We start from the raw sequence: 15,833 nt of genomic DNA, 5'->3' as shown, positions 1-15,833 counted from the left end.
ACCGGCAAACTTCTCCGCTCCATAATTCTCTGCCACCTGACTCATAATTCCAAACTCACTACTCGTAACTCCTATTGAGTCAGGCTGTAGCGCAGCTGAATACCACCTTCGGTGTTGGAGTTGCGGAAGGCGTTGCTGATGCGCGGCGTGGTGATGGTCTGGCTGTAGTAGAACTGCAGGTTGAGGCGGGTGTTGAGCAGGTAGTCGATGGTGGGGCGCAGCTGGAAGGTCTTAGAGCCGTTGGTAATCTGGCCCTGGGCACGGCCCACCGACGGCGTCAGGCCCTGCGTGTTGTTGGGGTCGGCCGAGTCGATGATGCTGCGCTGGATGGTGATGTTGTCGCGGATGCTCAAGTCGAGGCGGGCAGTAAGGTTGTTTTTCAGCACGCGCTGCTCGCCGCCCACTTTAAAGGGCAGCTTGAAGCTGTTGGTGGCGTAGCCGAAACCAATCACGAATTCCTTGGTCGACAACTCGGTCACCTGGGCATTGGTGATGTTCAGGGCCACGGTGCGGTTGGTGCGGTACTCGATTCGGCCGGTTACTTTGCTCACGGTCTGAAAGTTGACACCGATGAGCGGGGCCAGCGTTTCCACGATGCTCACCTGGCCCACCACGTAGTAGGGCTGGAACTGCTTGCTGGCATTCGGCTGGAAGGGATTGGGATTAGGCTGCGGGCTGCCCGGCGTATTGAAGCGGGGCTCAGCGGAGTAGATGTTGTTGGTGGTGTAGCTGCCGATGCTGTAGATGGACGAGTACGCGTGGTTCAGGGTGAACGAGCTGAAATACTGCTTAATAAGTGGCAGCTGGGCGAAGCCGTTGTAGTCGACGCGCCAGTTGGGCAGCGGTATCATGGCGAAGGGGCTAAACTCCTTGGCTTGGTAGCCGTCCGACGAGCGGCCGTGGTAGGCATCGATGAAGCTCTGGACCAGCACGTCCTGTGAGTTGTAGCCGTAGGTGGCGTCGGGGCTTTGGTTGGCTAAGGACAACTTGTCACGCACGATTTTGCGGTTTTTGACAAACTGCTCGAACGCTGCCGATGTTTCGCCATTGGCGCTGAGGTCGCCGAACAGGGTATTGATGGTGATGGTGGACGTCTGGAACGAACCCGAACCCAGCGTTTGGGGCACGATGGGCGCGTTGGCTATTGGCTGCAGCGTCTGCTCGTCGATGGTGCGGCGGTAGTAGGCATCGAGGTTCTTCACCTTTTGCTGGCGGGCATCCACCTGAATGTTGAAGTCTCGGAACGGCTCCAGAGCTGTGCGCAGGGTAAAGCTCTGCGTTAGCAGCGAGCTCAGCGGAGTGTTCAGAAACTCGCTGCGGTCGGTGTACCACTTGTTGTTGCTGGCGCGGTCGTAGAGGGTTTGCAGGCCCGGTTGCTCGCCCAGAATGAAGGGCAGGCCGGGAGCAGTAAACGTTTCATCGAGGCCAAAGGCTTTGGTCTTGGGCAGGTAGCCGGGCAGCAGCGTGCCGTTGGAGCGGGTGAAAGTGAAGTTGATGGAGCGGGCCGTCATCAGCGAGCGCAGCACGGCTTTCACGAAGCGTAGTTTTTCGCGGGTGGTATCGGCAGCGGGCGCGGGGCGTTTGGCCGCGTTGGCTTCGCCGATGGTGGACCGCATGGATGCGGGCCGGCCCTGCGGTGGAGGCGCGTTGTTGATGATGTTCAGGAACTTGACCTTGTTGTAGAGCTTCACCAGGTCGATTTTGCCATTGGCGCTGATTTCGGCGTTGTTCTGAATCGTGTTGCCCACGTTGATGGTGGCCGTGGTGGTATCGGAGGGGTCGGTGGGGTGTATAAGGGCGCGCTGGCCCTGCGAGGCCGCCTGCCAGCTGTAGGTTGCGGCATAGCGGGTGTCGGCGCTCAGCCAGTCGGTGAGGGGAAATTTGTCGAGCGGCAGCCGGTAGGTGAGCGCGGCGGTCTGGTTGAAATTGACGGTTCGGCCGCCGCGCAGCAGGTTTTGCTGCACCTGGCTGCGGTTGCGAATGGCATCGTCGCTCACCCCAATGGTGCGGCCGGGGCCTTCGTCAATCACACCGCGGTTGGTGGCGGTGTAGTCGAAAATCAGGCTCTTGGTGAGGTCCCACTTCAGGTCGTAGATGCGGCTGATGAAGAAGGATTTTTGCACCACGGGCGCAATACCGTCGGTGCTCGGCACTTCGCCGGGGTTCAGCACGCGCTGCAGAAACCGCTCGTTGTAGCGCCGGTCGAGGTCGGTGCGGAACGAGAAGCGCGAGGGCAGCGGGGTGAAGTTGATTTGCTGGAAAATCTTCAGGTACGGGTTGTCCAGCGCCTTGAAGTTGGACAGCGGCGTGTAGTTCTTGGGCGTGGTCTGGTACACGTAGGCCACGGCGGCGGTGTAGGCCTTGGTGTAGTCGCGGTCGGTCCGAATATCAGAATGCAGACGGTCGGTAATCGAGTAGCTCAGGGCCACGTTTTCGATGTCCCAGGGCTTTGGCTTGGCGGGCAGGGCCCCAGGCTTGGGCAGGGCGCGCTCTTTGCGCACGTTCAATACCGAGATGCTACGGCTGGTGGTCTGGTCGATGACCTTGTTGCGGTATTGAGCCTGGGCCGCCGTGTTGATGCTACCATCAGTGTTTTTAAATTTCTGCAGGCTCTGCTCCAGCTTGGTGTCGGGGTCGAGGGGGTCGTAGAGGGGCGAGCGGCTTTCGCGGCCAATCTGGAGCAATACCGGCAGACGCAGGTTCAACTGCGGAGGGAGGAATTTCTCTACTGCCACGGTCGTGTTCAGGTCGCCGCGGAACACGTCGTCCACGGAGCGCTGCTGCACTTTGTCTTGCAAGCCGCCGAAGCCCACGCTGGTAAAGCTGCCCGTGGCCGTCACGTTGGCCACGTCGGCCAGCTTCACGTTGAGGCGAGCGGTGGCGGCATAGCCAGCCTGCTGCTCGAAGTCGAACACGCGGAACTCATCGGCCCATAGGTTCACGGTTTTTTCGGCCGTGCTGGGGTCGGTGGGGTTCAGAATGCCCAGCATCACGCCCTGCACCGCCGAGAAGTCGGGGTTGCCCTGCACCGTGATGGTTGCGCCGTTGGCGAGCGTCACAGTGAAAGGGGTTTGGAGCGAGGCACCGCTCTGGTTACGCTTGGCCTTGGCATCAATAAAGTCCTGAAACGCCACGTCGATACGGTTTTCCACGGGCCACACGCCGTCGGGCGTCTGGTCGCCCGCGGCGGTCAGCTTCAGCGGCAGGGAGTACTGGTAGTAGTTCTGGCTGTAGTCGGTGCCGATGCGCAGGAAGGCCTGCACGTCGCCGCTGAGCGTGGTGGGGTCGTCGGTATCGCCGTGCAAGAACATGCGCAGGCGCTTGTAGCGCAGCATGTTGATGGTGATGTTCTTGTAAGCGGCTTTGGCGAAACCATCGCGCAGGTTTACCACGGCCAGGCGCAGACTCTGCTCGTTTTGCAGGCGCGAAGTGCTGCTGCTGCCGTACTCCTTGTCGCGCAGGATACCGGGTGGCGACACGTAGGGAATCTTCGTGCCCGTTCCGCTGGCTACGGCCACGCCGTTTTCCTCCACGCTCACCGTCGAGATGTTGAAGGCATCGGCATCGGTGAGGCTGGGCCCCGGCGCAATGCCGCCCTGGCGCGTATCCACGATGGGGTACAGGAAGCGGCGCCACTGGTTGGCCACAAACTGCGGCTGCACCAAGCGCAGCACCACGGGGTCCTGCCAGTTGGTCATGTACATGCGCAGGAAACGGATGGACTTGAAGCCGAAGTCCTTGCCGCCGTTGCCCTGCACCTTGTAGCCCTCCCGAATTGGAATGCGGAACAGGTACCAGTTTACATCTTCGCCGTTCACGTTGTTCTTCACGTTGTCGATGATGTAGTTCGAGCCCACATTCAGGTTGCCCGGCCGCAGCGACATCTTGTACTCGTAATAGCGCTCCACGTCCTGCACCACGTTGTCGCGGTTCAGGTCCTCCTTATCGGGAAAGGCAGTGGAGCTGAGCTGGCTGTTTTCGGGGGAGTTGCCATCGTAGCCATCATAGTTCTTGTAGCGACCCAGGATTTTGGTGTTGTTCTGGTCGTAGCTCGGGTCGAGGTGGTGGCGGAAGTCGTCGCCCGAGGGGTCGGGCAGCGTGCCATACACCGGGGCTACGGTACCCAGCGCGGGCGGATAGTTGCTGAAATAATTCTTCTCGTTGTCGTCACTCAGACCGTCGAGGCCCACGTCCTGGGCGGTGCGTGCGCCGGGGGCGGCGTTGAAGGCATCGGTTAGGAACTGCTGGCGCGTCACGCGGCCCCACACCGTGCTGTTGGTGTTGTCCTTCACGTCCTGCGGGTCGTTGGTCACGGGCAGGCCGTTCTCGAACTCGTGCTGGTTGCCGTCTTTCAGCACGTCCTCGCTCACGTTGCCCAGGTTGATGACGAAGTCGCCGCCGGTCACGTTGGCCTTGTCGTTGCCGTCCTGGTCGGTGATGTTCACGCGGGCAGCCGGGGCATTGGGGTTGGTGCTCTTCAGGAAGGGGTCCATCATCCAGAACTCCAGGTACTCGATGTTGGCGTTGTCGAAATCGGTATCGAAAGTGATGGCCCGGCTGACGCCGGCAAACTTGTCTTCGGGCCGCTCAGCCGTCGTAAACTTCTTACCGTTATTATCTACGTTGGGGTTATAGTTGTACGGCCCGCGCTCCCCCGGAAAATAGGCCAGGTCGAAGCTGTACTCGAAGCCGTTACCAGTTGAGCCCAGGTCCTTGTTCGGGAACACCTCGTCGCGCTTGATGCCGCGGGTGTAGTGGTTCAGCAGGTCGCTGGCCCCGATGTTGCCCGGCACATTGGTCCCGCCGGTGTAGTAGCTCTGGTCCACAGTATACCAAGCCAGCTTAGCGCGCTGGTAGTTGTAGGGAAGCCCGCCCACCGAGCTATTCTTGATGGGCAGCGGCGTAGACGCCAGCCGCCACGCCGGAATGGACGCCAGCCCGCCCAGCGTGTAGGGCGTGCGCGCATTCTCAAAATCGTCGATGTACGACACGCCATTCTCGCCGTTGCCCAGCTGCGAGCGGCCCGGCAGCAGCTTGGCAAATTCACCGCTGAAGGCAATGGTCGAAATCTCCTTCGTCGACACGAAGGGCAGCATGTCGAGGTACTTGGTGAGCACCCGGCTGTCCTTGCGAATGCTGCCGTCGAGGCCGATGATGGTGTTGTTGCCCGGTTCGTCGCCAATGTTCACGCGGTTGATGCCCGGGGCCTGGTTTTCCAGCAAGTGCAGGGCCGTGCCGCCAATGGTCACGTCCTTATTCAAGCGGTAGTCCAGGCGCACGCCCAGGAGCTTGCGCGGCTGCACCTGCACCAAAGCGTTTTTCTCGAACTCTACCCGCAGTTCATTAGCCGAATTCAGGTAGGCCGGATTCAGGATTTTCACCTTGGCCTGGTCGTAGAATACCTGGTAGTCGGTGCCCTCCGTGAGCAGCGTCGAGCCCGAGCGCACCCGCACCGACCCCTGCGCAATGCCAATCCCCGGCAGGTTAATCTCATCCGAAGACGCCCCGCCCTGGAAGCGCCCGCGCAGGAAAAACTTATCCTTTTCCTGCCGCTGCTGGGCGTCGCTCTGGGTCTGGTTGTATAGCTCGTTATAAACGTACTTATCAATTAGCGGCTGCTCGCCCACAAACTTGCTTTGCAGGAACGAGCCAAACGGCTGCACGTTCGGGAAAATAATCTTGCCCAACTCGGGGTCAATCGTGATGCCCGGAAAGTAGTCAAAGTTGCCGTCCGGAATCTTGTCGTTGTTGGAGTTAACGTGGTCGAGGTTAAGCACCTCCACCAGCGGCCGGTTGGTCACCTGGGCGCCTTCCTTCAACGAAATCAAGTCCACGCCCGTCGCGTCGTCCTTATAGATGATTTGCAGCTGGAAGTTGTCGCGCTGCAGCTGCGAGGCGTTCAGGGGATAGATGTTTTTCATCATCAAATCCCAGGTCGGCGTGTTCAGCGTGAGCAGGTTGGGGTTGTCGGGATTCTTGCTGGGGTCGGCAACACCCACGCCGGGGTTGCTGGCCTTCAGCATCTTGAGGAAGATGACCTGGTCGGGCGTCACGTTGTTGTAGTCGCCCGACAGCTCCCCCACCTTATAGGTTTTGCCGTTGTAGATGTACTCGAAGCTCACGCCCAGCACCTGGTCGGGCAGCAACGCGGTGTTCAGGCTCAGGTAGCCGAGTTGAGCATTAAATGTGTACTCGCGGGTATCGAGCTTGCGGGCCCGCACGCGCTCGAAGTCCACGTTCTTGGTCAGCCCCTGGCCAGCGGCACTTTGCAGAAAGTCGTCGACCGCAATGTTGTCGCGAGTCGCCCCTGTCCCCCCAGTTAGGGTAGCATATTCGGTGTTGGCCGGGTTATTGGCCGGCGACTGGATAGTAGGAGCGCCGGTGCGGTACTTGCGCTGGTATAGCCGAAACGGCTCACCCAAGTCCATCAGCGTCACCACGTTGCGCAGGTTTTCGGTGGTACGGTTGTCGTTGGTCACGTACACCTCCAGCCGGTTGATGGTAATCTGGCTCTGGATGGTGGGCAGGCTGCGCAGGGCCTGGTCGTACCGGTCGCGGAAGAACTGGGCCAGGAAAAAGTGCCGGTCCTTCTCGTACTGGCTGGCCTTGATTTCGTACTGCCGGCTCTGCGCGCCGTTCTGGATGCGCACTTCGTCGGCGGTGCCGCGCACGGTGGCGGCCACCGCCGTCACGCCCAGCTTGCCAAACTGCATCTGGGTCTTGATGCCGAACAGGTTTTGCCCGCCCTGCACCAGCGAGTTGGTGAGGGGCAGGCTCACGTTGCCCAAATCCACCTTGCGGATGATGTCCGTTTCCTCGCCCGCGTAGTCAAACTTCATCTGGTTGTCGAAGTCGAACGCGGCCTTGGTGTCGTAGTTAAACACCAGCTTGAGCTTGGTGCCGATGGCTCCCGACAGGTTGACGTTGATGTTCTGCTCAAACAAAAAGTCGCCCACGCTCTGCTGGCGCAAGGTCAGGGCCGGGTTTTCGTTGCGGTTGAAGCGTGCCCCAAACTTGAGCGTAACCGAGCCCGCCGGCCGGATGTCCACGTAGCTGCCCCCAAAAATCCGGTTGGCAATCGGCCCCATGTAGATTTTCGGAATCAGGCGCTGGGCCTGGGCCGTACCGGGTGCGGCCGCCGGGCCCGTAATGCCGCCCTTGGCTTTCTGCCGATAATAGTCGCTAATGGCCTGACGCCGTTGAAACTCCGTGTACTGCTTATAGCTCAGCACGCTGGGGTCGCGGTAGTCAACGTCTTTGCCAACCGTCTCCTTAACGTCAAATTGTTTCAGGCTATCATCAACCGCAACGTTCAGTTTTACGTTCTTCGGCAAGGGCAGCACCAGCGGCGACTCGCGGCGGTGCGGTCCAAAGGGGCTACCCGGCCGGTCATGCGCCCGCACCCGGGGCCGTCGGCTCGGCTTGTACGGGCCCGTGGTATCCGCCAGTGCCTTGATGGGCCGGGGCGTATCGGAGGCCAGGGCCCGGCTGGCGCGCAGCCACAAGCTAGTAGCTCGCCGGCCGGCGATGGGTGCGGCCTGGGCCCACCACGCCAGCAACGACGCAACCACAACAACCGACGCGGGGAGTAATTTCTGTCCGGATTTCAAGCAGGATAGGTGGATAATGACGCGGGCCAGCTGGCCCGCGTCAGGCACGGCATTTCAAATACAATAGCAAGCCAACCGAGGCAACCCGTGCAACGACGCGGGCTAAAAACCCGCGTCACGACTCAGTGCGACTTCAAAGCAAATTTAATCAATTCCTCCACGCTTAGCTCCCCGCCGTGTTTGTGCTGAATCTGGTCCAGTTGTTTCTCGGCAGCGGCCCGCGCAAAGCCGAGGGTCACCAGAGCCTGCAACGCTTCGGCGCGGCGCGTATTGTGTTGGCGGGCCAGCGGCACGGTGTCGATGCCGGCCTTGGCCAGCAGCTCGTCTTTGCGCAGCTTGTCCTTAAGCTCCAGAATCACGCGCTGGGCCGTTTTCGGTCCCACGCCCTTGATGGCCTGGATGGCGCGCACGTTCTCGCTCACGATGGCCTCGCGGATTTCGCCCACGCTCATACTGCTCACCATCACTATGCCGGTGCCCGGCCCGATGCCCGATACCGAAATCAACTGCATAAACAAGGCCTTTTCGCTGGGGTCGAGGAAGCCGTAGAGCGTCTGTCCGTCTTCCTTGATGTGCTGGTAGGTATAGATTTTGGTGGCCGCGCCCTCGGCCGGGAGCTTGGAGTAGGTGGCCAGCGAAATCCGGACTTCGTAGCCGATGCCGAGGATGTCGACAATGGCGAGGGTGGCGTCTTTGTAAGCGAGTTTACCGTCGAGGTAGGCAATCATGCAAGCGGAAAGGGTTAGGACGAAACGAGAGAAGAGGGACTTGCCTGAAGAACACCACAGGCGGTTTTTTACTTCCCAAATTTACTGGCTTTATCCCAAAAGAAATCGCATTTTTTACGGAAGCTACCGGGGCCGCCAGTAGGTACGCCGGCCCTGACTCGTTACTCGCTGCAATGGCAGTATTCGAGGCAGCGGGTTAATTATCGGCAATAAGCAGCCCCAAAACTAGGTGCCTTGGGACTGGCACTGTAAAATTGCGGGCTCTTTCCACCGGCTTTATTCCACTTATGCGTTTTCTTTTTCTGCTTGTCCGCGGAAGCAATGGTCCCGCTACGCTTCGTTATTACCGGGTGCTGCTGGTGCTGGCCGTGCTGGCCGGCGGCGGTTCGGCCCGGGCCCAGACGTCATCCGTAAACCGCACCAGTAACCTGGCCGACTCGCTCCGCCAGGTGCTTCAGCAGCCCGGCCTCGACCCTCAGAAAAAGGTTCTGGTGTTTGACCAGCTGTGCTGGTTTATGGGGCAGGAAGACGTGGGCGCCGCCAAACGCTACGGTGAACAGGGCCTGCAGCTGGCCCGCCGCATCGGCTTTCAGGCCGGCGAGCTGTCCTGCTTATTCCACCTGAGCACGGCGTGCCTCAGCGCGCAGGAGTACCTGCGGGCCGAGCAGCTGGGCCAGCAGATGCTCCGCATCATCGCCAAGGCACCGGCCAAATTGGCTTATCGCAAGACTTTGGCATTAAGCACTTTGGCGGAAGTGGCTGAAGCGCAACGAGACTACGTGCGGGCGGTGGGGTACCGGCGACAGGCACTGGCCTGGGCCCAGACCCACCCCGATACCCCATTCAGCGTGCTGGAAAGCGCCTACAGTGGCCTGGCCATGGTGTATGCCGGCCAACTGCAAAGCGGCAACACCACCGATTCCATTGTGGCCCTCACGGCCTATCACGCCCGGCGCGCCCTCCCCGTGGCCCGCAAAGACGACAACCCCATTCACGAAGCCAATACCCTGATGGCCCTGGTGCTAGTGGCGCAACACCGCCAGCAGCCCGACTCCGCCGTGGCGCTGGCCCGGCAGGCGCTGGCGCTGTACCACGAAGTGGGCGCGGCGGCCGATGAAGCATTTGGCCTGCAGTTGCTGGGCCAGCTTGAGCTGGACCGGGGCCACGCCGCGGCCGCCGCCAGCCTGGCCCGGCAGGCGCAGCAGCAGGCCCACCGCGTGCAGGTTTCGGCCGAAGAAGTGCAGAGCTATGACCTGCTGGCCGAAGCTCTGGCGGCCCAGGGCCAGGGCCTGGCCGCCTACCGGGCGGCGCGCACGGCCCGCCACCTGCGCGATTCGCTGATTACCAGCGACAACACACAGGAGCTAACCCGCTTGCAGGTGCGTTTCGACACGGAGCGCAAGGAAAGCCGCATCCGGGAGCTTACTCAGCAGCAGGCGCTGGAACACGAGTTGGCCGCCCGCCAGCGCCAGAAAATCTGGGCATTGGCGGGCGGCCTGGGCACGGCGGTGCTGGCCCTGGCGGCGGCGGTTGCCCTGGCCCTGCGGCTGCGCCGCAGCCGGGTGCAGCTGGCGCAGCAGCACGACGCGTTGGCTCAGGCCCGTGCCACTCAGGACCGGCTTTATTCCATCATCGCCCACGACCTGCGCTCGCCCCTCACCGCCTTCACCGGGCTGGCCGACATGGTGCGCTACTACCGCCAGCAAGGCAGCCCGGAGGCCCTTGATGAGCTCAGCACGGAGGTGGGCCAGACGGCGGAAAGATTGATAGGCCTGCTCGACAACCTGTTGCACTGGGCAGCGGCGCAAACCGGCGAGCTCACCTGCCGGCCCGAGCCCCTGTCCGTAGCCGAGTTGTTTGCCGAAATCACGGGCCTCTACGCGGCCGCCGCGCATGCCCGCGAAGTGACCATCCGCACGGCTCCCCTCCCCGCCAACCTGGCACCGCTGCACGCCGACCGCAACATGACGCTGACCATTCTGCGCAACCTGGTGAGCAACGCACTCAAGGCCTCGCCGCCCGGGTCGGTACTGGAGCTAGCCGCGCAGCCGGGCCCCGACGGTACCGAGCTGCTGGTGCGCGACGCCGGCCCCGGCCTGAACCCGGCCCACCTGGCAGCGGCCATGGGACAGGCCCCGATGGCCAGTCCGCCGCCCCGCCGGGGTGGCACGGGCCTGGGCCTGCCGCTGGTGCGCCGCCTCACCGAGCTTCAGCAGGGCATATTTCGGTTGGAAGCCGCGCCGGGCGGGGGCACCACGGCCCGTGTGCTGCTGCCCTCGGCCGGGGAAACCGTGGCACGGCCAAACGAAATGTTGGTGTCGGCCCGCTGATTTTTATCTTTACGGAGCCTCTCCCTTCTCAGCTATGCCGACCAATCCGCCTATCCGTATTCTGCTTGTAGAAGACGAGCCGCTGTTCGCCCGCCTGCTCCTGACGCTGGTGCGCGGCCTGGGCTACGTGCCGGTGGGCCCGGTGGCATCGGCCGAGGAGGCGCTGGACCTGTACCGCGAACTGCCCCGCCCCGATTTGGCGCTGCTCGACATTAACCTCAGCGGCGACCTCGACGGCGTGGACCTGGCACGGGAACTCCAGGCCCGCCAGCCGCTGCCCATCATCTTCGTTACGTCCCTGGCCGACCGCGAACACTTCGCCCGCGCCCGCGCGCTGAGCCCGGCCGCGTACTTGCTTAAGCCCTTCGACCAGACGGCCCTGGAGCACGCCATTGAGCTGGCGCTGCACAACTTTGCCAAGGGCTTAGCCGCCGTGGAAACCACAAACCCGGCCGCTGGGGAGGCCTTGCTCAACTGGGGCCACGATTTGGTGGTGCGCGAGTGCATTTTTTTGCGGGAGCGGGGCCGCCTCACCAAGGTTTGCATCGATGATATTCACTACGTCGAGGCCGGCGAGAAATACTGCGTGCTGATGACGGCCCACGGCAAGTTTGCCGTTCGGATGTCGTTGCGCGAACTGGCGCTGGAGCTGCCCGCCACGCGTTTTGCCCAAAGCCAGCGCGGCTATCTGGTTAACGCCGACCACATCGACTACATCGAGCCGGCTACCAATACGTTGTCGGTTGCAGGCACGGTACTGCCCCTGGGCCGCTCCTACCGCGAGGCCCTGCTCAGCCAGTTCCGGCTGGTGGGCTAGCTGCGCCGGCCAGCGTTTAGCTTAAAGCAAGAAATACTTTACGGACATATTCTCTCCGTCTACTCCGCTCTGGGGGTAGTTCACGGACAGGTAGTTGGCACACGCCCTTGTCGCGCCTCAATTTTGGGGTCGCGGCAAGGGCGTCGTCAGTTATTATCCTGAGTAACTGGCCCCTCGCAGCGCACTGCTTGCCATCTTTTTCTGCATTCCTATGAGAATACTTAGCCGCACTATCCTCGGTCTGGGGCTGAGCCTGGGCATTTCAACCAGCATCTGGGCCGACCCCGTGGCCACGGCCATCACGGCGGCGGTCCGGCCAATTGGTTCAGTCAGAATGGCAATTCCCAGCATGAGCGCTACCCCTACCGAGGATTATAGGGTCAGAAATTTTGGCACGGTGCAGTCCACGCTCAAAGGCTTCCGAATAACGGCCCTGCCAGCGGGCGGCACCCTATACTACGCCAGCACGACTGATGGCCCCCTCACGGCCGTCACCAACGCCACCGCCATGCCCGTCACCCTGACGCTGGCCCAGGCAGCCAATCTGTCGTTTGAGCCGGGCAGCACGGCCGGCAACTTCATTTTCACTTACACCGCCTTCGAAACCAATAACTACAACGGTCCCAACTCGCCCCTCTACTCCGCCCCCGTTACCTACGTCGTTCCGCTCAGCGCCACCGCTTATCCGCAAGGCGGGAGCTTCGATTTCGGCACCCAAACCAACGGCACCAGCACCAACACCACCCTCTGGAGCACCAAGACCCTAACCGCCAGCGGCGTGACGCTGACGCCCAGCGCTTATAGTGCCAGCGCTTCAAACCCAGTAGCCGAATTCCGGATTGGCGGCACCGGGCTGGCAAGCCCGGCGCTGTTCTGGTTCACCGATTATTCGGGCACCGGCAACACTTCCCAGATTACCTACACCTTCAGCACTCCCGTGCGGAGCTTGTCCATGGTTTTTCAGGACGTGGATGCGGGTGTCGACAACAATAATAATTTCATCGACCAGCTGCGCATCGACGGCTACACCGAAGCCAGCACCACCCCGGTGGTCCTGACGGCCGCCAACTTTAAAACCGGCAACAGCAGCACCTACACCGGCACTGCCTTCAGCAATGCGTACGTGGGCACCATTGCCGCCGTCCCCAACACCGTGACCGGCACGGCCCCCAGCGCCGCCACCTCTACCGATAACGTCATCGTTACCTTCCCCGGAACGATGATTAAGAAGCTGACCATCACCTACCGTAACGTAGCTCCCAGCGGCGCTTACAGCCAGCAGTGGGTTGGCCTCTCGTCAATGGGCTGGGCGGCTACGGCCACGGGCACACCCCTGCCCGTGGGCCTGACGCGGTTTGCCGCCAACGCCCGGCAGGCCGATGCCGACCTGAACTGGGCCACGGCCACGGAACAAAACAATGACGCCTTCGAAATCGAGCGCTCCACTGACGGCAACGCCTTCGAGCGGATGGGCACGGTGCGTGGCCACGGCACCACCACCAGCGCCCAGACCTATGCTTACACCGACAAAGGCGCGGCCCGTTTCGGTACCACGCTCTACTACCGGCTGCGGCAGGTTGATGTCGACGGCACAGCCGCCTACAGCCCCGTTCAAACGGTGCAGTTCAAGGCCGATGGCTACGCGGCAGTCCGGCCTTACCCCAATCCCAGCACCGGCTCCGTAGTTTTCAACTTCGGTGCCCTGCCCACGGGGCCCTATTCCCTCACCGTCCTCGACGCAACCGGCCGGGTTATACTCAGCCAGCAGGTGCCCACCGGTGAGTTGCGTCCAGCACTTGACCTTCGTAAGCTGCCCGATGGCCCCTACTTGCTCCACCTCCAGGGCCAGGGTATCAACCAAACAATGCACATGACGAAGCAGCTCTAAATAATAGAGTTGCCCAATAAAAAGAAGGCCGGCTGGTACGTACCAGCCGGCCTTCTTTTTATTGGGCAACCGCAGTTCCTACAGCGCCCGGCTGCCGGTTTGGGCATCCACCACCGCGATGGCGGCCATGTTCACGATGTCACGCACGCTGGCCCCGAGCTGCAGAATGTGCACCGGCTTGCGCATGCCCATCAGCACCGGCCCAATGACCTCCGTGCCGCTGATTTCCTGCAGCACCTTGTAGGCAATGTTGCCCGACTCCACGTTGGGGAAAATCAGGGTGTTGGCGCCCTTTTCAGCCAAAGGAGAGAAGCCATAATGTTCTTGGAGCAGGGCGGGGCTCAGGGCTACGTTGGCCTGCATCTCGCCGTCAATCAGCAGGTTGGGGAAGCGGGCCTTGGCCAGCTCGGTGGCGCGGCGGGTTTTTTCGGGCAGCGGCCCGGCGTTCGAGCCAAAGTTGGAGTAGCTGATAACGGCAATGCGCGGCTCGGCATCGAAGAAGCGCACGGCGCGGGCCGTAAGGCCGATAATCTCGACCATTTCTTCCGCCGTCGGGTTGATGTTCACCGTGGTATCGGCAAAGAAGTACGGCCCTTTCTTGTGCTGAATGATGTACATCGACGACACGCGGCGCACGCCGTCTTCGGTCCCGATGACTTGCAGCGAAGGAATAATGCTCTTGCCGTAGTCCTTGGTGAGGCCCGTGATGCAGGCGTCGGCCTCGCCGGTTTCCACCATCATGGCGGCGTAGTAGTTACGCTCGCGCATCAGGCGGCGGCCTTCGTAGAGGGTCATGCCGCGGCGTTGGCGCTTCTCGTACAGCAGCTTGGCATAATCGTCGCGCTTGGCGTCCTGCTTCAGAATGTTGATGATTTCACAGCCTTCGAGGTCGAGGCTGTTTTCGCGGGCAATGGCTTCGATTTTTTCCTGTGGCCCCAGCAGAATGGGGCTGCAAATGCCTTCGTCCTGCAGAATCTGGGCGGCTTTGAGAATCTTGTAGTTGTCGGCCTCGGCAAACACCACACGCTTGGGGTTGGCCTTGGCGGCCGAGGTGATGCGGTTCATCAGCTTCTGGTTCACACCGAGGCGGGCGCGGAGCTGGTCGCCGTAGGCATGCCAGTCTTCGATGGGCAGGCGGGCCACGCCGCTTTCCATGGCAGCTTTCGCCACGGCCGGGCTGATGCTGGTAATCAGCCGTGGGTCAAGCGGCTTGGGAATCAAATAATTTCGACCAAAAGCCAGCGTGTTGTCGCCGTAGGCCTTGTTCACCATTTCGGGCACGGGCTCCTTGCTCAGCTCGGCCAGGGCGTGCACGGCGGCCAGCTTCATGGCTTCGTTGATTTCGGTGGCGCGCACGTCGAGCGCGCCCCGGAAAATGTAGGGGAAGCCCAGCACGTTGTTCACCTGGTTGGGATGGTCGGAACGGCCGGTGGCCATAATCAGGTCGTCGCGGGTGGCCATGGCCAGTTGGTAGCTCACCTCGGGGTCGGGGTTGGCCAGGGCAAACACGATGGGGTTATCGGCCATGAGCAGCAGGAATCCGGCGGGCAGCACGTTGGCGGCCGATAGGCCCAGGAACACATCGGCCCCGTTCATGGCGTCTTCCAGCGTGGTCACGGCGCGGCTGGTGGCAAACTGCATCTGAATGGGGGCCAAGTCGGTGCGCTCGGCGTTGATAACGCCGTCCTTGTCGAACACCACCACATTATCCTTATTCAGGCCCAGCGCTAGGTACAGACGCAGGCACGACACGGCCGCCGCGCCCGCCCCGCTCACCACGAGCTTCACTTCCTCAATCTTCTTGCCCACGATTTCGAGCGCGTTCAGCAGTGCGGCCGAGGTGATGATGGCCGTGCCGTGCTGGTCGTCGTGCATTAGCGGGATGTTCATCTTCTCCCGCAGCTCGGTTTCGATGCGGAAGCACTCCGGCGCTTTGATGTCTTCCAGGTTGATGCCGCCAAACGTGGGCTCCAGCGACTTCACGATGCGAATAAATTCGTCGGGGTCGGTAGCGTCAATCTCAATATCAAAGCAGTCGATACCCGCAAACTTCTTGAACAGCACGCCCTTGCCTTCCATCACCGGCTTGCTGGCTGCCGGCCCGATGTTGCCGAGGCCCAGCACCGCCGTGCCGTTCGAGATAACGGCCACTAAGTTGCCCTTGGCGGTGTATTTGTACACATCGTCGGGGTTTTCGGCAATGGCTTTGCAGGGCTCGGCCACGCCGGGCGAGTAGGCCAGCGCGAGGTCGAGCTGGGTGCTCATGGGCTTGGTGGGCACCACTTCGAGCTTGCCGGCGGGCTCCTGCGAGTGGTAGTTGAGGGCGTCTTGCTTGTTTATTTTGAGCATCGGGAATTCTTCAAACATGAAAACGGCCGCGCGGGCAGCGCGGCCGTCTAAGGCGAAATTAGCGCGAAAAGCGCGGCAAGGCTGGGTTTACTTTTTAATTTAATGCCAGCG

Annotated in this window: 6 protein-coding genes; 3 read left to right on the top strand and 3 right to left on the bottom strand. The window is 61.6% G+C overall.

All coding sequences use genetic code 11. The features are described from left to right. Positions 1-71: 71 nt before the first annotated feature. Complete coding sequence (gene sov / locus ACYU7Q_RS20650; protein ID WP_460611352.1) at positions 72-7,610, bottom strand: T9SS outer membrane translocon Sov/SprA; 7,539 nt, start codon at positions 7,608-7,610, stop codon at positions 72-74. Between the two features lie 122 nt (positions 7,611-7,732). Further along, on the bottom strand, positions 7,733-8,338 hold the full coding sequence (gene ruvA / locus ACYU7Q_RS20645; RefSeq protein WP_460611351.1) for a Holliday junction branch migration protein RuvA: 606 nt from the start codon (positions 8,336-8,338) through the stop codon (positions 7,733-7,735). Positions 8,339-8,625: 287 nt separating this feature from the next. Between ruvA and ACYU7Q_RS20640 the strand changes: the two genes are divergently transcribed. From ACYU7Q_RS20640 to ACYU7Q_RS20630, 3 genes are all read left to right on the top strand, one after another. Beyond that, positions 8,626-10,668, top strand: a complete 2,043-nt coding sequence (locus tag ACYU7Q_RS20640; RefSeq protein ID WP_460611350.1) for a sensor histidine kinase — start codon at positions 8,626-8,628, stop codon at positions 10,666-10,668. A gap of 34 nt (positions 10,669-10,702) precedes the next feature. Further along, the gene (locus ACYU7Q_RS20635) at positions 10,703-11,485 is read left to right on the top strand and encodes a LytR/AlgR family response regulator transcription factor (RefSeq protein WP_460611349.1); all 783 of its coding nucleotides are present in this window, start codon (positions 10,703-10,705) and stop codon (positions 11,483-11,485) included. A 211-nt stretch (positions 11,486-11,696) separates the two neighbouring features. Beyond that, on the top strand, positions 11,697-13,373 hold the full coding sequence (locus tag ACYU7Q_RS20630) for a T9SS type A sorting domain-containing protein (protein WP_460611348.1): 1,677 nt from the start codon (positions 11,697-11,699) through the stop codon (positions 13,371-13,373). A gap of 78 nt (positions 13,374-13,451) precedes the next feature. On the opposite strand, the gene ACYU7Q_RS20625 is transcribed toward ACYU7Q_RS20630, so the two are convergent. After that, positions 13,452-15,722 (bottom strand): NADP-dependent malic enzyme, encoded by a 2,271-nt coding sequence (locus ACYU7Q_RS20625; RefSeq protein ID WP_460611418.1) that lies wholly within the window; start codon positions 15,720-15,722, stop codon positions 13,452-13,454. Positions 15,723-15,833: the final 111 nt, after the last annotated feature.

The sequence above is a fragment of the Hymenobacter terrigena genome, from assembly GCF_054776515.1.
The sequence above is the reverse complement of the archived record's forward strand: the minus strand, read 5'-3'. Positions and strand labels throughout refer to the sequence as shown.

Coding starts and splice junctions, on each gene's coding strand:
- ruvA (WP_460611351.1), bottom strand. CDS start 8,338: ATGATTGCCTACCTCGACGGTAAACTCGCTTACAAAGACGCCACCCTC.
- ACYU7Q_RS20640 (WP_460611350.1), top strand. CDS start 8,626: ATGCGTTTTCTTTTTCTGCTTGTCCGCGGAAGCAATGGTCCCGCTACG.
- ACYU7Q_RS20635 (WP_460611349.1), top strand. CDS start 10,703: ATGCCGACCAATCCGCCTATCCGTATTCTGCTTGTAGAAGACGAGCCG.
- ACYU7Q_RS20630 (WP_460611348.1), top strand. CDS start 11,697: ATGAGAATACTTAGCCGCACTATCCTCGGTCTGGGGCTGAGCCTGGGC.
- ACYU7Q_RS20625 (WP_460611418.1), bottom strand. CDS start 15,722: ATGCTCAAAATAAACAAGCAAGACGCCCTCAACTACCACTCGCAGGAG.